This is a genomic window from Herbaspirillum robiniae (assembly GCF_002213415.1).
Taxonomy (GTDB): Bacteria; Pseudomonadota; Gammaproteobacteria; order Burkholderiales; family Burkholderiaceae_D; genus Herbaspirillum; species Herbaspirillum robiniae.
The window spans coordinates 487,694-513,901 of record NZ_NJGU01000005.1 but is presented as its reverse complement, the minus strand read 5'-3'; the positions used below and the strand labels follow the sequence as shown (position 1 = coordinate 513,901).

Sequence of the window (26,208 nt, the reverse complement as noted above, 5' to 3'; positions counted from 1 at the left end):
CCGAACATGCTGTTTTCGGAGGCGGTGGCCGACACCAGCGAGCCCAGGCCGGTGACCTTGCTGGCGGCGCGGTTGTCGGTGGCGGTGACGGCCATCTTGACCGGCGCTTCGCAGGAGATCGAGAACGGCACTTCGCGGGTGTCGAGCACCTTGTTCTTGCCGTTTTCCAGCGAGCCGGCGGTGATGGTGCCGTAGTCGACCACGGCCGAACCGGCGCCGATGGTGGGGGTGCAGGCAACCGGCTTGATCACGCCGGTGACCTTCAGTTCGGTGGTGGGACCGGCGACGGCGGCCGACGAGGCCAGTGCGGCAACGGCGGAGAAGGCGGCGATGACGGCGCTGCGGGCGATGAAGTTTTGCATGATGGCTCCTGGATATCGGTCAGTCAGATTGGATGTCGTTGCATCGCGCCGTGCGGCTTGTCCGCGGCTTCGTTTGCTTGATGCAGTGACGTCAGTGTGCCGATTCGGGCCTCGCGTTTATATGAGAAAAGTCTCAAAAGAGCCGTGAGAGGAAAGTCCGGGTTGATGGTCGTTTCGATCGAATAATTTCCTTTATTGCAACTCTTTGCCGCCGCCCCTTGCGCTTATCAAGGTCATATGGCCGTAACAATCGGCGGGCACCATGTAATCGTTTTCATGTCACCGAGCGATTTCCGTGCGACCTTCCATCAAGCAAGTAGCCAATCTGGCCGGCGTTTCCATCGCCACCGTCTCGCGCCTGCTGAACAAGCCGGGCTCAGTGAGCGCCGAAACCGCCGAAAAGATCCATCGCAGCATCGAGCAGCTGGGCTTTCGCCCCAACTTCACCGGCCGCAACCTGCGCGCGGGCAGTTCGCGCACCGTGGGCGTGGTGGTGCCCACGCTGAGCAACACCGTCTTCGCCCAGTGCCTGCAGGGCATCGAGCTGGCCGCGCGCGAGCTCGACTATTCGGTGATGTTCACCACTACCGAATACCTGCCCGAAGATGAGTCCGCCGCCGTCGAACTGTTGCTGGGGCATCGCGTCGACGGCGTGATCCTGACGGTGGCCGACGCCGGCGCCAACGCCACGCTCGATCTGCTCGAGCGCGAGAAGATTCCCTTCGTGCTGACCTACAACCAGCTGGCGCTGTCGAGCGATGTGCGCACCGACCGCCTGCCGCGCGCCTCGGTCTCGGTCGATAACCGCGCCGCCGCCTGCGACGCGGTAACGCACCTGGTCAAGCTCGGGCATCGCCGCATCCAGATGCTGTCGGGACGCTTCAACGCCTCCGACCGCGCCATCCAGCGCTACTACGGCTATCTCGACGCCATGCAGGCGGCGGGTCTGGAGCCGTTGCCGGCCATCGAGGTGGAGCGCCACACGCTGACCGCCGCCGCTGATTACCAGCAGATGATGGCCAATCCGGCCCATCGTCCCACCGCCTTGTTCTGCTCCAACGACCTGCTGGCCATGAGCGCCATGCGCGACCTGCGCGCGCTCGGCCTGCGCGTGCCGCGCGACATCTCGGTGATGGGGTTCGACGGCATTCCCGTGGGCGGGCTGATGGAGCCGGTGCTGGCCAGCGTGGTGCAACCCTCGGAGCAGATCGGCGACGTCGCCCTGCGCACCCTGGTGGGCGCCATCGAGCGCGGCGCCGCCGCAGCCGCGGCAGGCGGTGCGCCGGTCGCGGCCGCGCGCCATGTCTTGCCGCATACGGTCCGGGAGGGCGGCTCCGCCGCGCCGCCGAGCCAGCCGTGACGTTTTGATTTTTTGCAGTGCCTTTGTCGTTCAACCTATTGGAGAGGATCTGACATGTTCCTGAAACGTGTTGTTCAAACCGTCGCCGGCGCCATGCTGCTGTCGGCTTCCATCGCTGCGTCCGCCCAGACCGCGATCTGCTACAACTGTCCGCCGGAGTGGGCCGACTGGGCCGCCCAGATCAAGGCCATCAAGGACAAGACCGGCGTCACCGTGCCGCCGGACAACAAGAACAGCGGCCAGGCGCTGGCCCAGCTGACCGCCGAGAAGGCCAGCCCGGTCGCCGACTTCACCTACCTGGGCGTGTCCTTCGGCATCGAGGCCAAGGGCAAGGACCTGGTCGCGCCCTACAAGCCGGCCAACTGGAACGACATCCCCAACGGCCTGAAGGATCCGGACGGCTACTGGTTCACCATCCACTCCGGCACCATGGGCATCATGGTCAACGTCGACGCCCTGAAGGGCAAGGCCGTGCCCAAGTCCTGGGCCGACCTGCAAAAGCCGGAATACAAGGGCCTGATCGGCTACCTCGATCCGGCCTCGGCCTTCGTCGGCTATGTCGGCGCGGTGGCGATCAACCAGGCGCTGGGCGGTTCGCTGGACGATTTCTCGCCGGCCATCAACTACTTCAAGAACCTGCAGAAGAACCAGCCCATCGTTCCCAAGCAGACGTCGTATGCGCGCCTGATCTCGGGCGAGATCCCCATCCTCCTGGGCTATGACTTCGACGCCTACCGCGCCAAGTACAAGGACCGCGCCAACGTCGCCTTCGTGATCCCCAGCGAAGGCACCGTGACCGTGCCCTACGTGGTGTCGCTGGTGAAGAACGCGCCGCACCAGGCCGACGCCAAGAAGGTGCTGGACTTCCTGCTGTCCGACCAGGGCCAGGCGATCTGGGCCAATGCCTACCTGCGCCCGGTGCGCGCATCGGCGATGTCCAAGGAAGCCGAGTCGCGCTTCCTGCCGGCGGCCGAGTATGCCCGCGCCAAGTCGGTGGACTACGGCAAGATGGCTGAAGCCCAGCGCAAGTTCGGCGAGCGTTATCTGGCGGAAGTGCGTTGATGCAAGCTGCAGGACAGACCATGAATCCCGTTTTTTCAACGCCGGCAGCCGCGCCGGCCGGCAAGCCCAGGTCCCGGCGCGACAGCGTCTGGCTGTGGTTCGCCGTGCCGGGCATGACCCTCTTCTGCGCCTTCTGGCTGTTGCCCATGGTGCGCCTGGTGGGCGTGGGCGCCTCCGGGCCGGACGGGGCGATGGCGTATCTGGCCGTGCTCACCAACCGCCATTACTTCATCAGCCTGGCGTCGACGCTGGCGCTGGCGGCGGCGGTGACGGCGGCGACGCTGGCAATCTCGGTGTTCGTCGGCCTGTTCCTGCAGCGTAATCGTTTTCCCGGCCAGGCTGCGCTGCTGGCCATGCTGACCTTCCCGTTGGCGTTCCCCGGCGTGGTGGTCGGCTTCATGGTGATCATGCTGGCCGGCCGCCAGGGCCTGGTCGGCGCCTTCACCAGCTGGCTGTTCGGCGAGTCGCTGGTGTTCGCCTATTCCTTGTCGGGGCTGTTCCTCGGCTACCTGTATTTTTCGATTCCGCGCGTGATCCTGACGGTGGTGGCCGCCGCCGAAAAGCTCGATCCCTCGCTGGAAGAAGCCGCGCGTTCGCTCGGCGCCAAGCCGTGGCAGGTGCTGCTGCACGTGGTGCTGCCGGCGCTGGTTCCCGCGCTGATCTCGTCGGGCGCGATCTGCTTTGCCACCAGCGTCGGCGCCTTCGGCACCGCCTTCACGCTGGCGGCCAACATCGACGTGCTGCCGATGACCATCTATAACGAATTCACCGGCTACGCCAACTTCGCCACCGCCGCTTCGCTGTCCATCGTGCTGGGCCTGATCACCTGGCTGGTGCTGGCGCTGGCGCGCTCGTTCACCGGCAATGGCGTGGCCGCCGCAGCGTGAGGAGACGCGCATGAAACGCAACTTCCGCTTTTACGCGCAGCTGGCTTTCACGCTGCTGGTATGCGCCTTCCTGGTGGTGCCGGTGCTGCTGTCCATGCTGGCCGGCGTGACCGAGAATTTCTTCGTCGGCATTTCCAGCGGCCTGACGCTGCGCTGGGTGGCCCAGGTGTGGGAGATGTACCAGCCCACCATCTGGCGCTCCATCTTCATCGCGCTGGCCTGCCTGGTGGTGACGGCGGTGGTCGGCGTGCCGCTGGCCTATATGCTGGCGCGCTACAAGGGCGGCCGTAGCCGCATCGCGCGCGCCATCGAGGAACTGCTGATGATGCCGGTGGCGGTGCCCGGTCTTGCCACGGCGCTGGCGCTGATCATGGCCTATGGCCAGTATCGCGAATTTCGCGCCAGCATCGTCTTCATCCTGGTGGGCCATGTGCTGTTCACGCTGCCGTTCATGGTGCGCCCGGTGCTGGCGGTGATGCAGTCCTCGCAGCTGGCGCAGCTGGAGGAGGCCGCGGCCAGCCTCGGCGCGGGCATGATGCGGCGCTTCTTCGGGGTGGTCATTCCCAACGTCGCCTCCGGCATCCTGGCCGGCGCGTTGATGGTGGTCACGCTGTCGATCGGCGAATTCAACATCACCTGGATGCTGCATACACCGCTGACCCAGACCCTGCCGGTCGGCCTGGCCGATGCCTATGCGTCGATGCGGCTGGAGGTCGGCTCGGCCTACACCCTGATTTTCTTTTTCATGATCATCCCGCTGCTGATCGGCATGCAGTGGGCTACCCAGGCAACACGCAAGAGAGCAAGTCTATGAAGCAACCTGTTTCGATCCGGCTGACGCAATGCGCCAAGTCATTTGAGAACGGCACGCGCGCGCTGCAGCCGCTCGACCTTGAAATCCGCGCCGGCGAGACGCTGGTGCTGCTGGGCCCCTCGGGCTGCGGCAAGACCACCACGCTGCGCATGATCGCCGGGCTGGAGTTTCCCGACCAGGGCGGCCGCGTGCAGTTCGGCGAGGACGACGTCACCGGCCTGCCCATCGAGAAGCGCGGCGTGGGCATGGTGTTCCAGAACTACGCGCTGTTCCCCAACATGACCGTGGGCGAGAACATCGCCTACGGCATGAAGATCCGCAAGATCCCGGCCGAGGAACGCGCCCAGCGCGTCGATCGCCTGCTGGAGATGGTGCACCTGCAGGGCCTGTCGCACCGTCGCGTCGACCAGCTCTCCGGCGGCCAGAAGCAGCGCGTGGCGCTGGCGCGCGCACTGGCGGTGGAGCCCAAGGTGCTGCTGCTGGACGAGCCGCTGACCGCGCTGGATGCGAAACTGCGCGAAGCCGTGCGCAGCGACCTGAACCAGCTGTTGCGCAAGCTCGGCATCACCGCCGTCTACGTTACCCATGACCAGGGCGAGGCGATGGCGCTGGGCGACCGCATCGTGGTCATGGAGCGCGGCAGGATCTCGCAGATCGGCAGCCCGCAGGATATTTACTACTGCCCGGCCAACGCCTTCGTGGCCGAGTTCATCGGCGCCATGAACCGCGTCGAGGGCATTGCCGCCGGCGGCCGTTTGCAACTGCCGGCAGGCACCTTGCCGTTGCCGGATAATGTGGCGGAAGGCCAGCCGGCGACCGCCATGTTCCGTCCCGAGAGCGTGCAGGTGCTGGAGGCCGAGGACGCCGCCGGCGACACGCTGCGCGGCACGATCGTTAACACGTTCTTCATGGGCGACCGCACCCGCTTCGAGATCGACATCGGCGTGGAGCGGCCGCTCATTGCCGAGACCAGCCGGCGCGGCATATGGCAGCCGGGCCAGGCGGTGGCGCTGGCGGTGGATGCCGGCGCGCTGGTGAAGGTGCCGGTTGCGGCGACCGGCCAACAGGAGGCAGCATGATCCTCGGACAGATTTCAGACCTGCACATCAAGACCGACGGCAAGAAGTCCTACCGCGTGGTGGATACCGCCGAGAGCCTGCGCCGCTGCGTGGCGCAGGTCAACGAGCTCAGGCAGAAGCCCGACGCGGTGGTGATCACCGGCGACCTGGTCGATTTCGGCAAGCCGTCGGAGTATGAATTCCTGCGCATGCTGCTGGCGCCGCTGGCCATGCCTTACTACCTGCTGCCGGGCAACCATGACGAGCGCAATGCCTTGCGCGCGGCGTTTCCCGATCATGCGTATCTGCAGCGGGGCGGCGAGCGCATCGAGTATGTGATCGAGGATCATCCGATCCGCATCGTGGCGCTCGATACCGTCATTCCGCGCTCCAGCAGCGGCGCCCTGGCGGCGGCCAGCCTGCGCTGGCTCGACGATGTGCTGGCGGCGCAGCCGGAGCGGCCGACCGTGATCGTGATGCATCATCCGCCCTTTACCACCGGCATCGGACACATGGACGATATCGGGCTGGCGGGGGAGGATGTGTTGGCGCTGGAGGCGGTGGTGCGCAAGCATCCCCAGGTCGAGCGCGTGCTGTGCGGGCATTTGCATCGCTCCATCCAGCGGCGCTTTGGCGGGACCATCGCGTCCACTTGTCCGGGCGTGTCGCACCAGGTGGTGCTGGATCTGGATCCGGCGGCGGCTTCCTGCTTTGTGATGGAGCCGCCGGGGTTTCAGCTGCATTGGTGGGATGCGGCGTCGGCGGGTTTGGTCAGCCATACTGCGGCTATTGGTGAGTTTGAGGGGCCGTATCCGTTTTATGACGGGGATGAGCTGATTGATTGATTGATGAGATGGTTGACCGCTTGGTCTTGTCTTGATCGGGTTTGGTGTTGGAGGGGAGGGCGTTGGGCTCTTCCCTTTTTCTTTTTGGGTAGTCTGGTCTTGTCGCCTTTCCGCGCGGTTCAGCGGCTGGGCAGAAGCGGATTTCCGATCCGGCTCGCCTGCGGCCTCGCGGTGCTTGCTGCTCGCCTGCGGCATCGATGTACATGCTCGCTATCTCATGTAATCCGTCATCCCGGCGAAGGCCGGGATCCAGTGTCGTTCGTTGCGCTTCTCCGAATCCCGTTCGGGCTGAGTAGCCGCTTTGCGGCGTATCGAAGTCAGCGTGCATGCGGTTGTTCTTTGGCGGGTAGTCTGGTCTTGCTGCCGGCAGATGTACTGGCTCTATGCTTTTCTCTCTCCGGTCGAAACGGAGCGCCGGGGGCGGCCCGGCAGCCGCTCACTTTCTTTGCTCCGCCAAAGAAAGTAAGCAAAGAAAGGCGGCCGCTACCGCCCAGCCCCTTCGGGGTCCCCGCTGAACCGCACGGAAAAATGGGAAAGGAGGCAAGTCGCTGCGCTCCGGCCTCCTTTCTGATCCATTTTTCCGCACGGTTCAGCGGCTGGGCAGAAGCGGACTTCCGATCCGGCTCGCCTGCGGCTTTGCCTTGTTTTCGGCTCGCCTTCGGCCTCGCGGTGCTTGCTGCTCGCCTGCGGCATCGATGTACAGGCTCGCTATCTCATGTAATCTGTCATCCCGGCGAAGGCCGGGATCCAGTGTCGTTCGTTGCGCTTCTCCGAATCCCGTTCGGGCTGAGTAGCCGCTTTGCGGCGTATCGAAGTCAGCGTGCATGCGGTTGTTCTTTGGCGGGTAGTCTGGTCTTGCTGCCGGCAGATGTACTGGCTCTATGCTTTTCTTTCTCCGGTCGAAACGGAGCGCCGGGGGCGGCCCGGCAGCCGCTCACTTTTCTTGCTCCGCCAAGAAAAGTAAGCAAAAGAAGGCGGCCGCTACCGCCCAGCCCCTTCGGGGTGCCCGCTGAACCGCGCAGAAAAATGGGAAAGGAGGCAAGTCGCTACGCTCCGGCCTCCTTTCTGATCCATTTTTCCGCACGGTTCAGCGGCTGGGCAGAAGCGGACTTCCGATCCGGCTCGCCTGCGGCTTTGCCTTGTGTCCGGCTCGCCTTCGGCCTCGCGGTGCTTGCTGCTCGCCTGCGGCATCGATTCCGTGGCTCGCTATCCAATGTAATCCGTCATCCCGGCGCAGGCCGGGATCCAGTGTCGTTCGTCGCGCCTTGGCGAACTGCATTCGGGCGGGACGCCGCGATCATCAGCGTGCTGAAACCCGCGCCCGCCACCGCTCATTTCCAGATCAGCTCGATCATCGGCGCTTCTTCGTAATCCTCGCAGCGGTCGTTGATCGCCGTGCAGCAGAACTCCACGTCTTCGACCAGCTCAGGCAGGCGCTGGTGCAGGTCGGCGCTGCCGGTGATTTCGATGCGCAGCATTTCCTTGGGCTTGAGGCGGAACCTGGTCATGCCGTCTTCGTCGCGCAGATACGAGAGGCAATCGACCCATGCGTCCATGTTGCGGCCATAGAAATCCGGGAAGCCGAAGGCTTGCGCGCTTTCGGTGTGGAAGCTGTCCCAGTCGGTGATGCGGTCGCCCGCGAGTTGTACGGTTGCCATATTTACTTTGCTGCAGGGGCGGCCGCGCGGGCGGCGCCGGGTTTGGGATCGGTGACGAAGCCCAGCTTGGTCAGGCCCGCGCCCTGGGCGGCGGACATGACTTCGGCGATGGTTTCGTAGCGGGTGGATTTGTCGGCGCGCAGCTGCATTTCCGGTTGCGGCTGCCGGGCGGCGGCAGCGGCCATGCGCTGGTCCATTTCGGCGGCGCTGACCGGCTGGTCGTTCCAGTACAGCTTGCCGACGGCGTCGATGCCGACGGTGACGGTCTCGGGCTTTTCCGGCGCCGGCTGCGACTTGGCGGTGGGCAGGTCGAGCTTGAGCGCGTGGGTGAACATGGGTGCCGAGATGATGAAGATCACCAGCAGCACCAGCATCACGTCCACCATCGGGGTGACGTTGATGTCGGCCATCGGCGCCGAGTTCTGGTTGTCGTTGAATCCGCCGAAGCTCATGTGGCCTCCTTAAAGCGTGTGATGTCGCATTTCACCCCCTGCCCGGATGACACGGGGGCGCGCAGCGCGTTCATTTGCGTACGCCGCCGACGCGTTCGCCGGTGGTGAGGTAGGCGTGCAGGTCGTGCGCGAAGCCGTCCAGCTCGGCCAGCACCACACGGTTGATGCGGGTGAAGGCGTTGTAGGCCAGCACCGCCGGTATCGCCACCACCAGGCCCAGCGCGGTCATGATCAGCGCTTCGCCCACCGGGCCCGCGACCTTGTCGATCTGCACCGTGCCGCTGGCCGAGACCGCGGCCAGCGCGTGGTAGATGCCCCAGACCGTGCCGAACAGGCCGACGAAGGGAGCGGTGGAACCGACCGAGGCCAGCAGCGTGAGGCCGCGCTCCAGGCGCGCCGAGACGCGGTTGATCTCGCGCCGCAGCGTGCGCGTGATCAGTTCGTCAGGCGCGGTGGCGGCGTTGAGCGACGGCGTCGACTGCTGGCGGTTGAAGATGTCCGCGGCCTCCGAGGCGCGCTCGGCCATCGGGGTGTAGATCAGCTCGCTGTCGACGTTCTGCATCGCGGCCACGGCGTCGCCCAGGGTGGGGGCCTGCCAGAATTTTTCCAGCGCGTTGCTGCCGCGGCGGATGCGCCAGGCGGCCCATGCCTTGGAGAGAATGTAGAACCAGCTGGCGATCGACATCAGCAGCAGCAGGTAGGCCACGGTGTGGGAAACGGCATCGCCTTGCGCCCAGTAGTGGGCAAAACCTACGTTGGATTCCATGTGTCGTTCTTTCTGGGTGAGGCGCGCTCAACGATGAGTGCGCACGGGCGGGAAAGGCTTGGAGCGGCGCGCCGCAAAAAAATTCGCTGCCGGACCTGGTGGGGTGCGGCAGCGAATCTCATGGCGGGCCTCGCAGGGTTCAGGGCTTAGCGAAAGCCCAGCACGTCCTGCATGTCGTACAGGCCGGTCTGTTTGCCGCCCAGGAAGCGCGCGGCGCGCAGGCTGCCCATGGCGTACGAGACGCGGCTGGAAGACTTGTGCGAGATCTCGATGCGTTCGCCGATGCCGGCGAACAGCACGGTGTGGTCGCCGATGATGTCGCCGCCGCGCACGGTGGCAAAACCGATCGAGGACGGATCGCGCTCGCCGGTCACGCCTTCGCGGGCATAGACGGCGACGTCGTCGAGATTCTTGCCCAGCGCGCCGGCGATCACTTCGCCCATCTTCAGCGCGGTGCCGGAGGGAGCGTCGACCTTGAAGCGGTGGTGCGCTTCGATGATCTCGATGTCGTAGCCTTCGGCGAAATTCTTGGCCGCCATTTCCAGCAGCTTCAAGGTCACGTTCACGCCCACGCTCATGTTGGGCGCGGCCATGATGGCGGTCTTTTGCGCGGCGGCGGCGATGGCGTCGCGGCCCGGCTGCTCGAAGCCGGTGGTGCCGATCACCACTTTGATGCCGTGCGCGGCGCAGTATTCGATGTGCTTGAGCGTGCCTTCGGGACGGGTGAAGTCGATCAGCACGTCGACGCCGGCCAGGCCGCGGGCCAGGTCGGATTCGATCTGCACGCCGGTGGCTTTGCCCAGGAAGGCGCCCGGGTCGGTGCCGACGGCGGCCGAGCCGGGGGCGTCCAGCGCGCCGGCCAGCCTGAGGTCGTCGGCGTTGAGGACGGCTTCGATCAGCATGCGGCCCATGCGCCCGGAGGCGCCGGCCACCGCGATATTGAGTACGGTCATGGAAATGCTCGGATTACTGGTTGGCGGAAGACGGAGCGGCGGGCGCGGCCGGCTTGATGTCGGTGTCGCTCAGCGCCGGTTTGGCGCCGGTCTTGGCGTTGTTGATCAGGGTCAGGTATTCGCTTTCGGTGGGCAGGTTCTCGCCGCCGTCGACGTGCTCGACCAGGTCATCCTTGAAGAACACCGACACGCGGCTGGTCATGATCTCGCCGCTGCCCTTGGCCAGGCGGAAATCGTAGTCCCAGCGGTTGGAGTGGAACATGTCGTTGAGCAGCGGGGTGCCCAGCACGAAGCGCACCTGGTCGCGCGTGAGGCCCGGACGCAGCTGGGCGACCATTTCCTTGGAGACGAAGTTGCCTTGCTGGATGTCGATGCGATACGGCTTCAGGAAGCCGAACAGGCTGGTGCTCTTGCCGGACACTTTCACGCCCGAATTGTCAGCCTCGGCGGCCTTGTCCGGCGCTTTGGTCGAGGAACAGCCGGCCAGTGCGGCGGCCAGCGCGACGCACAGCGTCATTGCGACGGGTTGGTAACGAGACTTCATTCGGGAGAGCATTCGCATAAAGATTTCAACCGGGTTGAGCCATGGGCCTAAAACACTATATGATAAGCCAGATAACCGGGAATTTACTGAACCATGCCTAATAATCCATCCGAACTCAAAGCCAGCGGCCTGAAAGCGACCCTGCCGCGGCTGAAGATCCTCGAGATCTTCCAGAACACCACCGTGCGCCACCTGAGCGCCGAGGATGTCTACAAGCAATTGCTTTCCGACAACCTCGACGTCGGCCTGGCCACCGTCTATCGCGTGCTGACCCAGTTCGAACAGGCCGGTCTGCTCCAACGCAATCACTTCGAGACCGGCAAGGCCGTGTTCGAGCTCAATGAAGGCTCGCACCACGATCACCTGGTCTGCCTGGACTGCGGCAAGGTCGAAGAATTCTTCGACGCCGAGATCGAAAAGCGCCAGCTGAAGATCGCCCAGGAACACGGTTTCGAGATCGCCGACCATGCCCTGGCGCTGTACGGCCATTGTAAGAACTGCAAGAAGATCAAGAAGTAAGCGGTAACCAACCCTTACATCTCTTGCCGGGCCGGCTGCGGTTTTTTGCCTGGCTTTACAGCGGCAATAAATTGAAAAAGCCACGTGGATCGCACGTGGCTTTTGTTTTTCCGGGCCGGGATCAGTGCTGGCTCAGCGCGCTCGAGAGCAGCTTGGCGGTGATGTCGACGATGGGAATCACGCGCTCGTAGGCCATGCGGGTCGGGCCGATCACGCCCAGGGTGCCGACGATGCGGCCGTTCACCTCATACGGCGCGGTGACGATGCTCATGTCGTCCATCGGCACCAGTTGCGACTCGCCGCCGATGAAGATCTGCACGCCGGTAGCCTTGCTGGAAACGTCCAGCAACTGCAGCAGGCCGGTCTTCTGCTCGAACATGTCGAACAGCTGGCGCAGCGAATTCATGTTGGACGACAGGTCGGTCACCGACAGCAGGTTGCGCTCGCCGGAGATGACCACGTTGTTGTCGGCCTCCTCGCTCATGGCGTCGCTGCCGGCCTCGACGGCGGCCAGCATCAGCGCGTTCATGTCGTCGCGCAACTGGCGCAGTTCGCCCTGCAGGCGCACGCGCACTTGTTCGAAGGACTGGCCGGCGTAGTGCTGGTTGATGTAATTGGCGGCCTGGGTCAGCTGGCTGGGCGTGTAGTCGACCTCGGTCAGCAGCATGCGGTTCTGCACATCGCCGCCGTGGTCCACGATCACCAGCAGGATGCGTTTTTCCGACAGGCGCAGGAACTCGATCTGCTGGAACGCCGACTCGCGCTTGGGCGTCAGCACCACGCCGGCGAACTGCGACAGCGAGGACAGCACCTGCGCCGCATTGGTGATGATCTTTTGCGGGGAGGAATTCTGCAGGCGGTTTTGCAGGCGGCCTTCCAGCGCGCTCTCGTCGATCGCCTCCACCGTCAGCAGGGTGTCGACGAACATGCGGTAGCCGCGCGGCGTGGGCACGCGGCCGGCCGAGGTATGCGGGCTGGCGACGAAGCCCATCTCTTCGAGATCGGCCATGATGTTGCGGATGGTGGCCGGCGACAGTTCCAGGCCCGACAGCTTGGACAGCGCGCGCGAACCCACGGGCTGGCCGTCGGCGATATACCGTTCGACCAGCGCCTTGAGCAGAGTGCGGGCGCGGTTATCAAGTTGCATAAGCCGTATTCTAACTAGTTATCGGCCAAAAAGTCCGGTCTTGGTGTGCGGCTCAGGAAGCGCGGGCCTGCGCCTCCAGCCAGTCGTGCAGCTGGTGCAGGTCGCTGCAGACGGCGTCGGGCACGATGCCCTCGGGCAGGGTACGCCCGAAACGGTTCATCCACACCGCGCGCAGGCCGGCCTGCTGGGCGCCCTGCACGTCGAGGTGCGGGTCGTCGCCGACATAGACGGCCTCGGCCGGCGCCACGCCCAGCGCCTGGCAGGCGGCGTGGAAGATCTGCGGGTCGGGCTTGGCGAGGCCGAAGCGGTGGGCCGCGAGGGAAACGCCGAAATGTCCCGCCAGGCCGATGCGCTCCAGGTCGGCGAAACCGTTGGAGACACTGCCCAGCGTCAGCGTGCGGGCCAGCCGCTGCAGGCCGGGCTCGACGTCGTCGAACAGCGTGACCGTGCTGCGCGCCTGCGAGAACAGGGCCATGCCCTCGTCCACCAGCGCTAGGTCCTCGCCGTGCTCGGCGAACACTTCGGTCAGCGCCGTGTGGCGCAGTTTCCAGAGGTCGATGCGAAACGCCGGATCGGTGCGCATGAGCGCCATGCGCCGTTCGCGCAGGGTGGTCACCGTATGCGCGGCGGCCACGCGCGGCGCCTTGGCCTGCAGCCATTCATAGAGCAGGCCTTCGGCGCGCACCAGCACCGGTTCGATGGCCCACAGGGTATCGTCGAGGTCGAACAGCACGGCCTTGACGGCGGCGCGGGAGGCCGAGGACGGCGTCGGGGAGGCGGGAGTATTCATTACAAAGTCATCTCAAATTATGGTCTAATCCGCAGCATGTGGCCCATCAAATTACCCGTCCAGGCAGCCGTGCCCAAAACCGTCGCGATCGTCGGCAAGTTCCAGGCCGTCGGCATCGCGCAGATCCTGTCAGATATCGCCGTCTTTCTTGAGTCGCACGGCCACACCGTGGCGTTCGAAGAAGAGACCGCGCAGAACATCGGGCTGCAGGGCTACGACAGCCTGACGCCGGAGCAGATCGGCCAGCAGGCCGACGTCGCCATCGTGGTCGGCGGCGACGGCACCATGCTGGGCATCGCGCGCCAGCTGGCGCCGTACAACGTGCCGCTGATCGGCATCAACCAGGGGCGGCTGGGCTTCATCACGGATATACCGCAGGACCGAATGATACCGGCTCTGGGCGAAATGCTGGACGGCAAGGTCGAGGCCGAGTCGCGCTCGCTGCTGGAGGCGCGCGTCTACCGCGAAGGCGGCGAGATCTTCCGCGCGCTGGCGCTGAACGACGTGGTGGTGGCGCGCGGCGCCACTTCCGGCATGGTCGAGCTGCGGGTGGAGGTCGACGGCCGCTTCATGTACAACCAGCGCTCGGACGGCCTGATCGTGGCCACGCCCACCGGTTCCACCGCCTATTCGCTGTCGGCCGGCGGGCCCATCCTGCATCCCAGCCTGCACGGCATCGTGCTGGTGCCGATTTCGCCGCATGCGCTGTCCAACCGCCCGATCACGGTCTCGGACTCTTGCGAGATCGTCATCCAGGTGGTGGCGGGACGCGAGGTCAGCGCCAATTTCGACATGCAGTCGCTGACCAGCGTGCTGCACGGCGACCGCATCGTGATCCGCCGTTCGGCGCACAAGATCACCTTCCTGCATCCCGAAGGCTGGAGCTATTTCGACACCCTGCGGCAAAAGCTGCACTGGAACGAATATCCCTCGATAGAAGGCCGATTACAATAAGCCGGTTCCAGAACACGAACCCGGCCGCCGTCATCCGTGCGTCATGATGACGGCCGACACTGTCGCCAGTCCAACCGACTTCCAATACCACCATGCTGCGTACCCTCACGATCCGCGACTTTGTGATTGTCGATGCCATTGAGCTCGAATTCGCGCGCGGGTTTTCCGTCTTCACCGGCGAAACCGGCGCCGGCAAATCCATCCTGATCGATGCCCTGGCGCTGGCGCTGGGCGGGCGCGGCGACGCCAGCGTGGTGCGCGAAGGCGCGGCCAAGGCCGACATCACCGCCGATTTCTCGGCCACGCCGGAAGTGCAGGCCTGGCTTGCCGAACATGAATTCGCCGAAGAAGAGGGCGGCGTGCTGCTGCGCCGGGTGATCGACAACGCCGGCCGCTCCAAGGCCTATGTCAACGGCATCGCCGCCACCGCCGGGCAACTGCGCGAGCTGGGCGAGATGCTGGTCGACATCCACGGCCAGCACGCGCACCAGTCGCTGATGAAGTCCGATGCCCAGCGCCAGCTGCTGGACAGCCAGGCCGGCTTGCTGGAGCAGGCGCGCGACGTCGCCGCCGCCCACAAGACCTGGCGCGCGCTGGCCAGGCAACGTGAAGAGTTCGAGCAGAACGCGCGCAACGTGCTGCTGGAGCGCGAGCGCCTCGAATGGCAGGTCGCCGAGCTGCAGCGCCTGGCCGTCAAGCCCGGCGAATGGGCCGAGATCAGCGCCGAGCACAGCCGCCTGTCGCATGCCGCATCACTGATCGGCGGCGCCCAGGAGGCGCTGTCGGCGATCTCGGAGTCGGAGTCGCCCATCCTGTCCCAGCTGTCGGCGATCACGCAAAAGCTGGGCAAGCTGGTCGACGTGGACAGCGCGTTGAAGCCGGTGCTCGATTCGCTGGAGCCGGCGCAGATCCAGCTGCAGGAGGCGGTGTACGCGCTCAACGATTACCTGGGCCGGGTCGAGCTCGATCCGGCGCGATTGCAGGCGGTGGAGGAGCGGCTGGAAGCGGTGCATTCCACCGCGCGCAAGTTCCATGTGCAGCCCGACGACTTGCCGCAGGAGCATGAAACCCTGGCCGGCCAGCTCAAGCAGCTGGCCGACGCCACCGACCTCGACGCCATGCGCGCGCAGGAAGAAAAACTGAAAGCGGCCTACCTCAACCTCGCAGGCAAGCTCTCCAAGGCGCGCGCCAAGGCGGCGGCGGCCCTGAGCGAGGCGGTGACGGCGGCGATGCAGGACCTGTCGATGGCCGGCGGGCGTTTCTCGATCGCGCTCAACGAATGCGAACCGGCCTCTTACGGCATGGAGCAGGTGGAGTTCACCGTCGCCGGTCACGCCGGCGTGGCCCTGCGGTCGCTGGCCAAGGTCGCCTCCGGCGGCGAACTGGCGCGCATCTCGCTGGCGATCTCGGTGATCGCCTCGCACGCCACGGGCACGCCCACGCTGATCTTCGATGAAGTCGACAGCGGCATCGGCGGCGGCGTGGCTGAAGTGGTCGGTCGCCTGTTGAAGCGCCTGGGCCAGGAGCGCCAGGTGCTGTGCGTGACCCACCTGCCGCAGGTGGCCAGCCAGGCCAACCAGCATTTCCAGGTCAGCAAACGCAACGAGGCCGGCCGCACGTTGTCGCAGATCGACGGCCTGGACGCCAAGGCGCGCGTGGAAGAAATCGCGCGCATGCTGGGCGGGCTGGAGATCACCGCGACCACGCGCAAGCACGCGCGCGAGCTGCTGGCTTCCTGATTCACCTCCCGACACGACATCGATGGCATTTCGCACAGAACCGGATTACACCCACGGCAGCCTGCCTTCCACGGCGGTGGTGCTGGTCAACCTCGGCACGCCCGACGCGCCCGACGCGCGTTCGCTGCGCCGCTACCTGAAGCAGTTCCTGTCCGATCCGCGCGTGGTGGAGATTCCGCGCGCCGTCTGGTGGTTCATCCTCAACGGCATCATCCTGCCGTTCCGCTCGTCGAAGTCGGCTGAAAAATACGCCAGCATCTGGACCGAGCAAGGCTCGCCGCTGCGCGTGCACACCGAACGCCAGGCCGCGGCGCTGGGCGAGCAACTGGCCGCGCGCGGGCATCGCCAGCTGCAGGTCGTCCATGCGATGCGCTATGGCAGCCCGGCGCTGCCCGACGTGCTGGACAGCCTGAAGGCGCAGGGCTGCACGCGCATCGTGCTGCTGCCGGCTTATCCGCAGTATTCGGGCACCACCACCGCCTCGATCTTCGATTCGGTGTTCGCGCATTATCGCCGCGTGCGCAATATCCCCGAGCTGCGCATGATCCGCGATTATCACAACCACGACGGCTACATCCAGGCGCTGCGCCAGTCGGTGCTGGACCACTGGGCGCTGCACGGCAAGCCGGGCAAGCTGGTGATGAGTTTCCACGGCGTGCCCCGGCGCACGCTGCTGCTGGGCGATCCCTACCACTGCGAATGCCACAACACGGCGCGCCTGCTGGCGCAGTCGCTGGGGCTGGCCGAGCATGAGTACATGGTCACCTTCCAGTCGCGCTTCGGCAAGGCCGAGTGGCTGCAACCCTACACGGCGCCCACGCTGCAGGAGCTGGCGCGCCAGGGCGTGCGCCGGGTCGACGTGATGTGCCCCGGTTTCACCAGCGACTGCCTGGAGACGCTGGAAGAGATCGCCATGGAAGGCAAGGCCGAGTTCCTGCACGCCGGCGGCGAGGAGTTCCACTTCATCCCCTGCCTGAACGAGTCGCCGGCCTGGATCGCGGGCATGGTCGACATCGCCGAGCAGCATCTCGGCGGCTGGCCCACCATGAGCAACGCCGCCGCCCACGAAGAAACGGCGCGGGAAGCGGCGATCGCCGCGCAGCGCGCGGCCGGCATGGGCGCCGCCCGCTGAATCTTTTTTCGCCTGTCGCCTCCCGGTCAGCCCCGGATGGGGCGGAAAGCCGCTGGCGGCCTGCTAGAATAGCGGGCTGTCCGATGGCTTGCGCGGGATGTTCCTGGCGGGATTGACGCTTTGGCAATGCCTTGCGCGGGCAGTGACTGCGCCGGCTTCTCTTCGACAGAAGAAGAAATGAGGGCTGGCGGATGGCGAGCGGGTCCTGCGGTCTTGCAGTGCTGGCTTACAGCGCGTACAGGCCTACCAGGTGGGAATAGCTGATCCAGGCGGTAGCCAGCAGGCTGTAGGCGGCAACCAGGATGGTTGCGGCGATCAGTGGCAGTTTCATGGTGTCACCCCATTTGACGGAAAGTGCGGGGCCCGGGTGGTCCAGACCGGGCGGCGCCGCATCCAGATCGCGCTGAGCACGAACGGCTCAGGCTTGAATTCATATTAGGTCAAGGCCGTATTAACTTGAAGATGAGCCTGGTAATTCTTGTAACGACCGGTAACAATTTTCTTGTTGAAATGGCAGGAATGGGCAAAAAGCCCTTGAAATATCAGGGGAATACCCTATTTGAACGGCATCTTGCGCGGGATTGGCGGAAAATGCCGGTCTCAATGCGTGTAACTGATTGATTTGTTGGAGGTAATTCAGGAATGCAAGACATGGAAAAACAGGAAGCGCAGAACGAGCAAGCCGCAGCAGCCGCCGCCGAGGCGGCAGCCGACGCGCCCCAGGCAGCGCCTGCGGAACCGACGCTGGAAGACAAGCTGGCCGCGGCTGAAGCCAAGGCTGCCGAGATGCAGGACGCTTTCCTGCGTGCCCGTGCCGAAGGCGAGAACATCCGCCGCCGCGCCCAGGACGATATCGCCAAGGCCCACAAGTTCGCCATCGAAGGCTTCGCCGAATCGTTGCTGTCCGTCAAGGACAGCCTGGAAATGGCCCTGAAGATCGAAAACGCCTCGCTGGAGTCGCTCAAGGAAGGCGTGGACATGACCCTGAAGCAACTGTCCTCGGCCTTCGAGAAGAACAAGCTGCAGGAAGTCAGCCCGCAGACCGGCGAAAAGCTCGACCCGATGAAGCACCAGGCCGTCTCGGCCGTGCCCGCCGAGCAGGACGCCAACACCGTGGTGGCCGTGCTGCAGAAGGGCTACATGATTTCCGACCGTCTGCTGCGCCCGGCGCTGGTGACGGTGGCCCAGGGAAAGTAAGCGGAGGGGCGGCTGCCGGAAGCCTGCGCGGGAAAAGGCATAAAAATTGCTTTTTGGCCTGGCTCAGGCGCTTGAAAGTCCGTCTTTCCTCCACATATTAAAACCATTAAAAACTACTGTAGCCCGGCATCCAGGGCTGAAAGATCGAAGGAAAAATCATGGGAAAAATCATTGGCATTGACCTGGGCACCACCAACTCTTGCGTTTCCGTCATGGAAGGCAATACGCCCAAGGTGATCGAGAACTCGGAAGGCGCGCGCACCACGCCGTCCATCATCGCCTACCAGGAAGACGGCGAGATCCTCGTCGGCGCACCCGCCAAGCGCCAGGCCGTCACCAACCCGCGCAACACCATCTACGCCTCCAAGCGCCTGATCGGCCGCAAGTTCCAGGAAAAGGAAGTGCAAAAGGACATCAACCTGATGCCCTACGAGATCGTGGCCGCCGACAACGGCGACGCCTGGATCGGCGTGCGCGACAAGAAGCTGGCTCCGCCGCAGATTTCCGCTGAAGTCCTGCGCAAGATGAAGAAGACCGCCGAAGACTACCTGGGCGAAGAAGTCACCGAAGCCGTGATCACCGTGCCGGCTTACTTCAACGACGCGCAGCGCCAGGCGACCAAGGACGCCGGCCGCATCGCCGGCCTGGACGTGAAGCGCATCATCAACGAGCCGACCGCGGCTGCGCTGGCTTTCGGCCTGGACAAGGCGGAAAAGGGCGACCGCAAGATCGCCGTGTATGACCTGGGCGGCGGCACCTTCGACGTGTCCATCATCGAAATCGCCGACGTCGACGGCGAGAAGCAGTTCGAAGTGCTGTCCACCAACGGCGACACCTTCCTGGGCGGTGAAGACTTCGACCAGCGCCTGATCGACTACATCATCGAAGAGTTCAAGAAGATCAACGGCCTGGACCTGTCCAAGGACGCCATCGCCCTGCAACGCATCAAGGCATCGGCCGAGCGCGCCAAGATCGAGCTGTCCTCGTCGCAGCAGACCGAGATCAACGAGCCGTACATCGCCATGGCCAATGGCGCGCCGACCCACCTGAACCTGAAGATCACCCGCGCCAAGCTGGAGTCCCTGGTTGAGGAGCTGATCGCCAAGACCATCGAGCCCTGCCGCACCGCCATCAAGGACGCCGGTGTCAAGGTTTCCGACATCGACGACGTGATCCTGGTCGGCGGCATGACCCGCATGCCCAAGGTGATCGAGAAGGTCAAGGAGTTCTTCGGCAAGGATCCGCGCCGTGACGTCAACCCGGACGAAGCCGTCGCCGTGGGCGCCGCCATCCAGGGTTCGGTCCTGTCGGGCGACCGCAAGGACGTGCTGCTGCTGGACGTGACCCCGCTGTCGCTGGGCATCGAGACCATGGGCGGCGTCATGACCAAGATGATCAAGAAGAACACCACCATCCCGACCAAGTTCAGCCAGGTGTTCTCCACTGCCGACGACAACCAGCCGGCCGTGACCATCAAGGTCTACCAGGGCGAACGCGAAATGGCCGCCGGCAACAAGGGCCTGGGCGAATTCAACCTGGAAGGCATCCCGCCGGCGCCGCGCGGCACCCCGCAGATCGAAGTGACCTTCGACATCGACGCCAACGGCATCCTGCACGTGGGCGCCAAGGACAAGGCCACCGGCAAGGAAAACAAGATCACCATCAAGGCGAACTCGGGCCTGAACGAAGACGAGATCGAAAAGATGGTGCGCGACGCCGAAGCCAACGCCGAGGAAGACAAGAAGCTGCGTGAACTGGCCGAGAGCCGCAACCAGGGCGATGCGCTGGTGCACTCCACCAGGAAGGCGCTGGGCGAATACGGCGACAAGCTGGCCGCCGGCGAGAAGGAAGCCATCGAAGCCGCCATCAAGGAGCTGGAAGAAGTCCTGAAGGGTGACGACAAGGCCGCCATCGACGCCAAGACCGCCGCGCTGGGTACCGCCGCGCAAAAGCTGGGCGAGAAGATGTACGCCGACCAGCAGGCCCAGGCTGCAGCCGCAGGCGGCGCAGCGGGTGCCGCCGGCGCCGAAGGCGCTGCCGGCCACGGCCAGCCCAAGGACGACAACGTCGTCGACGCGGACTTCAAGGAAGTGAAGTAATCCGAGCCTGATCGCAAGATCGGACCTCGCGCCCGGGTGCGGAATTTGCATGAAAACCATGCGGATTCGGCAGCCCGGGCGGATTTTTGAGATGCATTCCCCCGGCCCGCATGTCGTTTTCGCAAGGCCGGGCACGCCGAGTCCCGCAGCCAAAAGCTGAACTCGGCTTTTTCACTTTGTTCGTTTGCCGTTGCGCGCGGTGTTCCGGCGCGCGACGAAATACGGGTTAGACAACATGGCAAAACGCGATTTTTACGAAATTCTCGGCCTGGCGAAAAACGCCACCGACGACGAGATCAAGAAGGCTTATCGCAAGCTGGCGATGAAGTACCATCCTGACCGCAACCCGGACAGCAAGGGCGCGGAAGAGAAGTTCAAGGAGGTCAAGGAAGCCTACGAGATGCTGTCCGACCCGCAGAAGCGCGAGGCCTACGACCGCTACGGCCATGCCGGCGTCGATCCCAACATGGGCGCCGGCGGCGGCGCCGGCGCGGGTGGCTTCGCCGATGCCTTCGGCGACATCTTCGGCGACATCTTCGGCGGTGGCGGCGGCCGCGGCCGCAGCTCCGGCCCGCAGGTCTACCGCGGCGCCGACTTGCGCTACAACCTGGAAATCACCCTGGAGCAGGCTGCCCACGGTTTTGACACCACCATCCGCGTGCCGTCCTGGGACGAGTGCGACACCTGCCACGGCAGCGGCGCCAAGCCCGGCACCTCGCCGGTCACCTGCTCGACCTGCGGCGGCCACGGCCAGGTGCGCATGCAGCAAGGCTTCTTCAGCATCCAGCAGACCTGCCCGAAGTGCCACGGCAGCGGCAAGGTCATCCCCGAACCCTGCGCCACCTGCGCCGGCGCCGGCCGCATCAAGCGCAACAAGACGCTGGAAGTGAAGATTCCGGAAGGCATCGACGACGGCATGCGCATCCGCTCCTCCGGCAACGGCGAGCCGGGCGTCAACGGCGGTCCTCCGGGCGACCTGTATGTGGAGATCCACATCAAGGCGCACGACGTGTTCCAGCGCGACGGCGACGACCTGCACTGCGAGATGCCGATTTCCTTCGCCAAGGCGGCGCTGGGCGGCGAGATCGAAGCGCCCACGTTAAACGGCAAGGCATCGTTCTCGATTCCCGAGGGCACGCAAAGCGGCAAGACCTTCCGCCTGCGCGGCAAGGGCATCAAGGGCGTGCGTTCCGGTTTCCCGGGCGACCTGTTCTGCCACGTGGTGGTCGAGACCCCGGTCAAGCTGACCGAGCGCCAGAAGGAACTGCTGCGCGAATTCGAGCAGCTGACCACCGAAGGCGGCGCCAAGCACAGTCCGCAGACCAAGACCTGGAAGGACAAGGTCAAGGAATTCTTCGAGTAATATCCTTCCGAGACCGGCGAGCCGAGAGGTTCGCCGGTTTTTGTTTGTGCATGCTAGGACAGAATGCACGCGTGGCGCACCGCGCGGCCTGACGCCCGCCGACGCGCCGCGGCAACGCCGAAAGACCGGGGACGCAGATCCCTGATAGCAGCGTCGCGCAGGGGGCCGTATCCGGCACGCGCGACACCGGCAGCAGCACCGCGATCGTCCACAAGGTCGGGGAAGCCGCAAGCGGCATGTCTTTCGCTCATCCACCTCATGCGTATGGTTTGGCGCGCGCTTGTCGCGCGCAAAGGCCTGCGCCTGATCATTCATCTCTTGCCGACCATGACAACTCCAAGCCCACAAGACATGATCCAGGAACAGCTGCTCAAGGGTAACCGCCGCTGGGCCTCCGAGATCACCGCGCGTGATCCGGACTTCTTCACCAAGCTGGGCGCGCAGCGCTCGCCCGAATACATGTGGATCGGCTGCTCCGACAACCGTGTGCCGGCCAACGACCTGCTGGGCCTGCTGCCGGGCGAGCTGTTCGTCCATCGCAACATCGCCAACGTGGTGGTGCACACCGACCTGAACTGCCTGTCGGTGCTGCAGTTCGCCGTCGACGTGCTGAAGGTCAAGCACGTCATCATCTGCGGCCACTACGGCTGCGCGGGCGTGTCCGCCGCGCTTACCAGGCGCCGCGTCGGCCTGGCCGACAACTGGTTGCAGCACGTGCAGGACGTGCACGAGAAGCACGCCCATTGCTTCCATGACGACATGACGCACACCGAGCAGCACGACCGCCTGTGCGAGCTCAACGTGCTGGAGCAGCTGGCCAACATCTGCCGCACCACCATCGTCAGCGACGCCTGGGAGCGCGGCCAGGAGCTGTCCTTCTATGGACTGGTCTACGGCGTGCACGACGGCCTGCTGCGCAACCTCACCAAGGCCATCGGCAACGCCGAGGATTGCAAGAGCTTCCTGGCCGAGGCGGTGGCGCGCTATGACGACGTGCGCGACGTGCGCAGCTGAGCGCGCACCACGTGCACCACGCGCATCGCCGAACTGGCGGCGCACGTAAAAAAAGCCCGGTCGAGACCGGGCTTTTTTCATGGACGCGCCACACGGCGGCGCGACAGTGCGCGCCTCAGAAGCAATGCTCCTGCGCCGGGAAGCTGCCGTCCTTCACCGCGGCGACATAAGCCTTCACCGCGGCCTCGATGCCGTCGGCGCCTTCCATGAAGTTGCGCACGAAACGGCTCTTGTGACCGGGGAACACGCCCAGCATGTCGTGCATCACCAGCACCTGGCCCGAGCAGTCGGGACCGGCGCCGATGCCGATGGTGGGGATCGCGATGCGGTCGGTGACTTCCTTGCCCAGCGCCGCGGGCACGGCCTCGATCACCACCAGCGATGCGCCCGCCTGCTGCACGGCCAGCGCATCGGCGTGCAGTTGCGTGGCGCCGTCGCTGGTCTTGCCCTGGACCTTGAAGCCGCCCAGCTGGTGCACCGACTGCGGCGTCAGCCCGATATGGGCGCACACCGGGATGCCGCGTTCGGTCAGGAAGCGGATCGTGTCGGCCAGCCACACGCCGCCTTCGAGCTTGACCATCTGGGCGCCGGCCTGCATCAGCAGCGCGGCGTTCCTGAACGCTTCCTCGCGCGTCGGATAGGTGCCGAAGGGCAGGTCGGCGATCACCAGCATGGTGCTGGCGCCGCGCGCCACGCTGGCGGTGTGGTAGGCGATGTCGGCGATGGTGACCGGCAGCGTCGAGTTGTGGCCCTGGCATACCATGCCCAGCGAGTCGCCGATCAGAACCGTTTCCACGCCGGCGCGTTCCATCAGCGTGGCAAAGCTGGCGTCGTAGCAGGTCAGCATGGTGATCTTGTCGCCTTTGCCGCGCATCGCCTGCAGCGTGTGGGTCGTCACCGGCTTGGCGCGCGCCGCGCCGGGTTCCTGAAGATAGCCTGCCATTGGAAAATCAACCTCCCTGATTGAGAAAGGCGCGCTTGCCGCGCATCGCTTCGATGTGCTGCAGCAGCACCTGGAGGTCGGCGTCGTTGTGGGCCGGATCCAGGTGCTCGGTATTGACGGTCAAGACCGGCGCCTCTTCGTAGTGATAGAAAAAACTGCTGTAGCCGTCGGACAGCCGTCGCAGGTAGTCGGAGGAAATCGTTTCCTCCATCCCGATGCCGCGCCGCGCGATGCGTTCGAGCAGCGTCTCCGGCGGCGCCTGCAGGTGGATCACCAGGTCAGGCAAGCGCACCTGCGGACGCAATTGCGCATGCAGCGCGTGATAGAGCTGCAGTTCGGCGCCGGCCAGGGTCAGCTCGGAGAAGAGGATGTTCTTCTCCAGCATGAAGTCGGCGACGAAGCGCTGCGTCGCGGCCGCCGGATCCAGCGGCGCCTGCAGCTGCGCAATGCGTTGCAGGAGGAAGAACGCCTGGGTCTGGAAGGCGTGCCTTCCGGCGTCGCGATAGAAGTCTTCGAGGAAAGGGTTGGCCTCGGGCTGCTCGAAGATCGCCTGCGCCGCGAACAGCGTCGCCAGGCGCGCGGCAAGCGATGTCTTGCCGACGCCTATCGGTCCCTCGATCGCAATGTAGCGGTAGCTTTCCAGTTCCATGTGTCTTCCCTGCATCGGGTGCGGCATTGTAGATGATTTCGCCGCCAGGACTGTCCGGCGGCGGCGCTCGCGCGGAAGGGGCTCAGGTGCGGAAGATGAAATACACCGCGCCCACCAGGCACAGGCCGGCCCACAGGTAATCGAGCTTGAACGGCTGGTTCATGTAGATCATGGCGAAGGGCACGAACACGGTCAGCGTGATCGCCTCCTGCATGATCTTCAGCTGCGCCAGGCTGAACTGGGTATAGCCGATGCGGTTGGCCGGCACCTGCAGCAGGTATTCGAACAGGGCGATGGCCCAGCTGATCAGGGCCGCGATCCACCAGGGCTTGGCGGCCAGGCTGCGCAGGTGGCCGTACCAGGCGAAGGTCATGAACATGTTGGAGAGGGCGAGCAGGCCTGCGGTCTGCAGCCAGACGGGGATGGCGTTGAACATGTGGCTGAAATCTCTTGTAGTTGATGTTTTGTCAATTTCAAGGGCGGCCCGACCGGGCGTGGATGACAACTCAGCCGGAATTCGGCCTTTATTCATCAGAAGGCCGTTCCGGAGCAGCCTGCACAATAAAGTCGCCCCATTCTCGTCTGCGCAGCGGCACTCATGCGGCGCATGCGAAGCATGATAGACCCGAAGCGCGGCCAATTAGTGCCATGGGCGCCTCGCGAGGGCATGGGGAGTTCGCAGGGGGCAAGAGGAAAACGAAAAATTTATTAAATATTCAAAATATTGCTAAAAAAACAGTTTCGTTTTGCCGATAAACGTTTGTTGGATACCGGGGAATCCGGAACGGCTGTGGAAAACAACAACATTTTTGGGGTAGTGGCTGTGAAATCGCTTCGCAATATCTTGCCGGTGCTGTGCGTCGTGAACCTGCTCTTGTTCATGATGCTGGCGCAGCATTGGTGGCTCGGAGGCCTGGTCGGCCTGCTGATCGGAGGGGCCTTTTACCTGACATGCCTGCCTGCGCCCGAGGCCGGCCAGGCGGCGGCCGTGCCTTTGCTGGCCGCGCCGCCGGCCCAACCCGAGCCCGTCGCTGATGCTCCATCGCAACTTTCCGGCCTGCTGCAGCGCGTGTTGCCGCTCTGGCAAGGTCATGTGCAGCTGGCGCGCGCCCAGACCAAGTCGGCCATCGACAATCTCACCGCCCGCTTCGTCGGCATCCACGAACGCCTGGGCGGCGCGCTCGACCTGTCGCAGAGCGGCAAGAACGCCGACGTGCTGAAGGTGATCCAGAACGCCGCCGAGCAACTGGGCGGCATCGCCTCGGCGCTGGAAAGCGTGCTGGCCTCGCGCCAGGCGTTGCTGGCCAAGCTGGACACGGTCGCCGGCGCCAACGACGACATCCGCCGGCTGGCCCACGAAAACGAACAACTGGCCGGCCGCACCGGCGTCACCGACCTGCTCAGCGACGAACTGAGCTGGCAGGAGCTGGCCGAGCGCTCGGCCGAGAACAGCCGGCAGATCGCCGCGCGCGCCAAGGGCGTGCGCCAGCAGATCATGGCCGCAGTCGGCGGCGCCGGCGAGGCGTCGGCCGTGGCCGGCGGCATCATCGAGAATTCCCGCGAGGTGATCGACCAGGTGGTGGCCGATTTCCGCGAGTCGGCCCTGAAGCTTTCCGCCACCGTGGAACAGCTCGAGGGCGAGAACCGCGAGGTCGACCGCGAGGTCTGCGACATCCTCGTGAACCTGCAATTCCAGGACCGCATCAGCCAGATCCTCGACCACGTCCAGCGCGACATCGTGCGCCTGCACGAAGCCGCGGGCGGCCCCGGGCTGCCGTCGCCGGAGCAGTGGCTGGCCGAGCTGGAAAAGACCTACACCACCCAGGAACAGCGCCAGGTGCACGCAGGCCAGCAGGCGCAGAATTCGCTGCAGTCGCAAGTGGACTTCTTTTGACGGAGCC

The 26,208-nt window shown here is 64.9% G+C and carries 26 protein-coding genes; 15 read left to right on the top strand and 11 right to left on the bottom strand.

What is annotated here, in order from left to right:
- Nucleotides 1-362: DUF1120 domain-containing protein (locus CEJ42_RS11625; RefSeq protein ID WP_129587704.1), on the bottom strand; the 362-nt coding region annotated here is incomplete at its 3' end.
- 295 nt (nucleotides 363-657) lie between these two features.
- Here CEJ42_RS11625 and CEJ42_RS11620 point away from each other — a divergent pair.
- The 6 genes from CEJ42_RS11620 to CEJ42_RS11595 all read left to right on the top strand — a co-directional run bounded on the left by CEJ42_RS11620 (nucleotide 658) and on the right by CEJ42_RS11595 (nucleotide 6,388).
- Nucleotides 658-1,722, top strand: coding sequence for a LacI family DNA-binding transcriptional regulator (locus CEJ42_RS11620; protein WP_079216832.1), 1,065 nt, complete (start codon nucleotides 658-660; stop codon nucleotides 1,720-1,722).
- Between the two features lie 54 nt (nucleotides 1,723-1,776).
- Nucleotides 1,777-2,784: an ABC transporter substrate-binding protein gene (locus CEJ42_RS11615; RefSeq protein ID WP_079216831.1), complete on the top strand. Its 1,008-nt coding sequence runs from the start codon at nucleotides 1,777-1,779 to the stop codon at nucleotides 2,782-2,784.
- Between the two features lie 113 nt (nucleotides 2,785-2,897).
- Entirely contained in the window at nucleotides 2,898-3,671 is a 774-nt protein-coding gene (locus CEJ42_RS11610; RefSeq protein WP_207760416.1) for an ABC transporter permease, read from the top strand.
- Nucleotides 3,672-3,681: 10 nt separating this feature from the next.
- Complete coding sequence (locus CEJ42_RS11605; RefSeq protein WP_079216829.1) at nucleotides 3,682-4,485, top strand: ABC transporter permease; 804 nt, start codon at nucleotides 3,682-3,684, stop codon at nucleotides 4,483-4,485.
- Nucleotides 4,482-5,564 carry an ABC transporter ATP-binding protein gene (locus tag CEJ42_RS11600; RefSeq protein WP_088751145.1) on the top strand — a complete coding sequence of 361 codons (1,083 nt, stop codon included), beginning with the start codon at nucleotides 4,482-4,484 and terminating at the stop codon, nucleotides 5,562-5,564. The genes CEJ42_RS11605 and CEJ42_RS11600 overlap by 4 nt, the downstream gene beginning before the upstream one ends.
- On the top strand, nucleotides 5,561-6,388 hold the full coding sequence (locus CEJ42_RS11595; RefSeq protein ID WP_088751144.1) for a phosphodiesterase: 828 nt from the start codon (nucleotides 5,561-5,563) through the stop codon (nucleotides 6,386-6,388). The genes CEJ42_RS11600 and CEJ42_RS11595 overlap by 4 nt, the downstream gene beginning before the upstream one ends.
- A gap of 1,331 nt (nucleotides 6,389-7,719) precedes the next feature.
- On the opposite strand, the gene CEJ42_RS11590 is transcribed toward CEJ42_RS11595, so the two are convergent.
- From CEJ42_RS11590 to CEJ42_RS11570, 5 genes are all read right to left on the bottom strand, one after another.
- Nucleotides 7,720-8,046 (bottom strand): barstar family protein, encoded by a 327-nt coding sequence (locus CEJ42_RS11590; protein ID WP_079216826.1) that lies wholly within the window; start codon nucleotides 8,044-8,046, stop codon nucleotides 7,720-7,722.
- 2 nt (nucleotides 8,047-8,048) lie between these two features.
- Nucleotides 8,049-8,498, bottom strand: coding sequence for an ExbD/TolR family protein (locus CEJ42_RS11585; RefSeq protein WP_079216825.1), 450 nt, complete (start codon nucleotides 8,496-8,498; stop codon nucleotides 8,049-8,051).
- A 70-nt stretch (nucleotides 8,499-8,568) separates the two neighbouring features.
- Complete coding sequence (locus CEJ42_RS11580; RefSeq protein WP_079216824.1) at nucleotides 8,569-9,264, bottom strand: MotA/TolQ/ExbB proton channel family protein; 696 nt, start codon at nucleotides 9,262-9,264, stop codon at nucleotides 8,569-8,571.
- A 146-nt stretch (nucleotides 9,265-9,410) separates the two neighbouring features.
- The gene (gene dapB / locus CEJ42_RS11575; protein WP_088751143.1) at nucleotides 9,411-10,217 is read right to left on the bottom strand and encodes a 4-hydroxy-tetrahydrodipicolinate reductase; all 807 of its coding nucleotides are present in this window, start codon (nucleotides 10,215-10,217) and stop codon (nucleotides 9,411-9,413) included.
- 13 nt (nucleotides 10,218-10,230) lie between these two features.
- Entirely contained in the window at nucleotides 10,231-10,761 is a 531-nt protein-coding gene (locus CEJ42_RS11570; RefSeq protein WP_079216822.1) for an outer membrane protein assembly factor BamE, read from the bottom strand.
- Between the two features lie 93 nt (nucleotides 10,762-10,854).
- Here CEJ42_RS11570 and fur point away from each other — a divergent pair, with 93 nt between their 5' ends.
- On the top strand, nucleotides 10,855-11,280 hold the full coding sequence (gene fur / locus CEJ42_RS11565; protein ID WP_079216821.1) for a ferric iron uptake transcriptional regulator: 426 nt from the start codon (nucleotides 10,855-10,857) through the stop codon (nucleotides 11,278-11,280).
- A 121-nt stretch (nucleotides 11,281-11,401) separates the two neighbouring features.
- Here the strand turns inward: fur and hrcA are convergent, their stop codons facing one another.
- Both hrcA and CEJ42_RS11555 read right to left on the bottom strand, forming a co-directional pair.
- The gene (gene hrcA / locus CEJ42_RS11560) at nucleotides 11,402-12,427 is read right to left on the bottom strand and encodes a heat-inducible transcriptional repressor HrcA (RefSeq protein ID WP_079216820.1); all 1,026 of its coding nucleotides are present in this window, start codon (nucleotides 12,425-12,427) and stop codon (nucleotides 11,402-11,404) included.
- A 52-nt stretch (nucleotides 12,428-12,479) separates the two neighbouring features.
- Nucleotides 12,480-13,217 (bottom strand): HAD family hydrolase, encoded by a 738-nt coding sequence (locus tag CEJ42_RS11555; RefSeq protein WP_088751142.1) that lies wholly within the window; start codon nucleotides 13,215-13,217, stop codon nucleotides 12,480-12,482.
- Between the two features lie 36 nt (nucleotides 13,218-13,253).
- Between CEJ42_RS11555 and CEJ42_RS11550 the strand changes: the two genes are divergently transcribed.
- The 7 genes from CEJ42_RS11550 to can all read left to right on the top strand — a co-directional run bounded on the left by CEJ42_RS11550 (nucleotide 13,254) and on the right by can (nucleotide 22,715).
- Nucleotides 13,254-14,171, top strand: coding sequence for an NAD kinase (locus tag CEJ42_RS11550; protein WP_079216818.1), 918 nt, complete (start codon nucleotides 13,254-13,256; stop codon nucleotides 14,169-14,171).
- A 92-nt stretch (nucleotides 14,172-14,263) separates the two neighbouring features.
- Nucleotides 14,264-15,910 carry a DNA repair protein RecN gene (gene recN / locus CEJ42_RS11545; protein WP_088751141.1) on the top strand — a complete coding sequence of 549 codons (1,647 nt, stop codon included), beginning with the start codon at nucleotides 14,264-14,266 and terminating at the stop codon, nucleotides 15,908-15,910.
- A 22-nt stretch (nucleotides 15,911-15,932) separates the two neighbouring features.
- Nucleotides 15,933-17,042 carry a ferrochelatase gene (gene hemH, locus CEJ42_RS11540; protein WP_088751140.1) on the top strand — a complete coding sequence of 370 codons (1,110 nt, stop codon included), beginning with the start codon at nucleotides 15,933-15,935 and terminating at the stop codon, nucleotides 17,040-17,042.
- A 642-nt stretch (nucleotides 17,043-17,684) separates the two neighbouring features.
- Complete coding sequence (grpE, locus tag CEJ42_RS11535; protein ID WP_079216815.1) at nucleotides 17,685-18,239, top strand: nucleotide exchange factor GrpE; 555 nt, start codon at nucleotides 17,685-17,687, stop codon at nucleotides 18,237-18,239.
- A gap of 158 nt (nucleotides 18,240-18,397) precedes the next feature.
- Nucleotides 18,398-20,338, top strand: coding sequence for a molecular chaperone DnaK (gene dnaK / locus CEJ42_RS11530; protein ID WP_079216814.1), 1,941 nt, complete (start codon nucleotides 18,398-18,400; stop codon nucleotides 20,336-20,338).
- Between the two features lie 235 nt (nucleotides 20,339-20,573).
- Nucleotides 20,574-21,701 carry a molecular chaperone DnaJ gene (gene dnaJ, locus CEJ42_RS11525; RefSeq protein ID WP_079216813.1) on the top strand — a complete coding sequence of 376 codons (1,128 nt, stop codon included), beginning with the start codon at nucleotides 20,574-20,576 and terminating at the stop codon, nucleotides 21,699-21,701.
- A 327-nt stretch (nucleotides 21,702-22,028) separates the two neighbouring features.
- Complete coding sequence (gene can / locus CEJ42_RS11520; RefSeq protein WP_088751177.1) at nucleotides 22,029-22,715, top strand: carbonate dehydratase; 687 nt, start codon at nucleotides 22,029-22,031, stop codon at nucleotides 22,713-22,715.
- A gap of 115 nt (nucleotides 22,716-22,830) precedes the next feature.
- On the opposite strand, the gene panB is transcribed toward can, so the two are convergent.
- The 3 genes from panB to CEJ42_RS11505 form a co-directional block, all read right to left on the bottom strand.
- Nucleotides 22,831-23,658 (bottom strand): 3-methyl-2-oxobutanoate hydroxymethyltransferase, encoded by an 828-nt coding sequence (gene panB, locus CEJ42_RS11515; protein ID WP_088751139.1) that lies wholly within the window; start codon nucleotides 23,656-23,658, stop codon nucleotides 22,831-22,833.
- A gap of 7 nt (nucleotides 23,659-23,665) precedes the next feature.
- The gene (locus CEJ42_RS11510) at nucleotides 23,666-24,307 is read right to left on the bottom strand and encodes a deoxynucleoside kinase (RefSeq protein WP_079216811.1); all 642 of its coding nucleotides are present in this window, start codon (nucleotides 24,305-24,307) and stop codon (nucleotides 23,666-23,668) included.
- Between the two features lie 82 nt (nucleotides 24,308-24,389).
- Nucleotides 24,390-24,743 (bottom strand): DMT family protein, encoded by a 354-nt coding sequence (locus CEJ42_RS11505; protein WP_079216810.1) that lies wholly within the window; start codon nucleotides 24,741-24,743, stop codon nucleotides 24,390-24,392.
- Nucleotides 24,744-25,169: 426 nt separating this feature from the next.
- Between CEJ42_RS11505 and CEJ42_RS11500 the strand changes: the two genes are divergently transcribed.
- On the top strand, nucleotides 25,170-26,201 hold the full coding sequence (locus CEJ42_RS11500; protein WP_338064254.1) for a chemotaxis protein: 1,032 nt from the start codon (nucleotides 25,170-25,172) through the stop codon (nucleotides 26,199-26,201).
- Nucleotides 26,202-26,208 lie beyond the last annotated feature (7 nt).

What these genes read in the sequence shown, in the direction of transcription:
- CEJ42_RS11615 (WP_079216831.1), top strand. Translation starts at nt 1,777, where the DNA reads ATGTTCCTGAAACGTGTTGTTCAAACCGTCGCCGGCGCCATGCTGCTG.
- CEJ42_RS11610 (WP_207760416.1), top strand. Translation starts at nt 2,898, where the DNA reads ATGACCCTCTTCTGCGCCTTCTGGCTGTTGCCCATGGTGCGCCTGGTG.
- CEJ42_RS11605 (WP_079216829.1), top strand. Translation starts at nt 3,682, where the DNA reads ATGAAACGCAACTTCCGCTTTTACGCGCAGCTGGCTTTCACGCTGCTG.
- CEJ42_RS11600 (WP_088751145.1), top strand. Translation starts at nt 4,482, where the DNA reads ATGAAGCAACCTGTTTCGATCCGGCTGACGCAATGCGCCAAGTCATTT.
- CEJ42_RS11595 (WP_088751144.1), top strand. Translation starts at nt 5,561, where the DNA reads ATGATCCTCGGACAGATTTCAGACCTGCACATCAAGACCGACGGCAAG.
- CEJ42_RS11590 (WP_079216826.1), bottom strand. Translation starts at nt 8,046, where the DNA reads ATGGCAACCGTACAACTCGCGGGCGACCGCATCACCGACTGGGACAGC.
- CEJ42_RS11585 (WP_079216825.1), bottom strand. Translation starts at nt 8,498, where the DNA reads ATGAGCTTCGGCGGATTCAACGACAACCAGAACTCGGCGCCGATGGCC.
- CEJ42_RS11580 (WP_079216824.1), bottom strand. Translation starts at nt 9,264, where the DNA reads ATGGAATCCAACGTAGGTTTTGCCCACTACTGGGCGCAAGGCGATGCC.
- dapB (WP_088751143.1), bottom strand. Translation starts at nt 10,217, where the DNA reads ATGACCGTACTCAATATCGCGGTGGCCGGCGCCTCCGGGCGCATGGGC.
- CEJ42_RS11570 (WP_079216822.1), bottom strand. Translation starts at nt 10,761, where the DNA reads ATGAAGTCTCGTTACCAACCCGTCGCAATGACGCTGTGCGTCGCGCTG.
- fur (WP_079216821.1), top strand. Translation starts at nt 10,855, where the DNA reads ATGCCTAATAATCCATCCGAACTCAAAGCCAGCGGCCTGAAAGCGACC.
- hrcA (WP_079216820.1), bottom strand. Translation starts at nt 12,427, where the DNA reads ATGCAACTTGATAACCGCGCCCGCACTCTGCTCAAGGCGCTGGTCGAA.
- CEJ42_RS11555 (WP_088751142.1), bottom strand. Translation starts at nt 13,217, where the DNA reads ATGAATACTCCCGCCTCCCCGACGCCGTCCTCGGCCTCCCGCGCCGCC.
- CEJ42_RS11550 (WP_079216818.1), top strand. Translation starts at nt 13,254, where the DNA reads ATGTGGCCCATCAAATTACCCGTCCAGGCAGCCGTGCCCAAAACCGTC.
- recN (WP_088751141.1), top strand. Translation starts at nt 14,264, where the DNA reads ATGCTGCGTACCCTCACGATCCGCGACTTTGTGATTGTCGATGCCATT.
- hemH (WP_088751140.1), top strand. Translation starts at nt 15,933, where the DNA reads ATGGCATTTCGCACAGAACCGGATTACACCCACGGCAGCCTGCCTTCC.
- grpE (WP_079216815.1), top strand. Translation starts at nt 17,685, where the DNA reads ATGCAAGACATGGAAAAACAGGAAGCGCAGAACGAGCAAGCCGCAGCA.
- dnaK (WP_079216814.1), top strand. Translation starts at nt 18,398, where the DNA reads ATGGGAAAAATCATTGGCATTGACCTGGGCACCACCAACTCTTGCGTT.
- dnaJ (WP_079216813.1), top strand. Translation starts at nt 20,574, where the DNA reads ATGGCAAAACGCGATTTTTACGAAATTCTCGGCCTGGCGAAAAACGCC.
- can (WP_088751177.1), top strand. Translation starts at nt 22,029, where the DNA reads ATGACAACTCCAAGCCCACAAGACATGATCCAGGAACAGCTGCTCAAG.
- panB (WP_088751139.1), bottom strand. Translation starts at nt 23,658, where the DNA reads ATGGCAGGCTATCTTCAGGAACCCGGCGCGGCGCGCGCCAAGCCGGTG.
- CEJ42_RS11510 (WP_079216811.1), bottom strand. Translation starts at nt 24,307, where the DNA reads ATGGAACTGGAAAGCTACCGCTACATTGCGATCGAGGGACCGATAGGC.
- CEJ42_RS11505 (WP_079216810.1), bottom strand. Translation starts at nt 24,743, where the DNA reads ATGTTCAACGCCATCCCCGTCTGGCTGCAGACCGCAGGCCTGCTCGCC.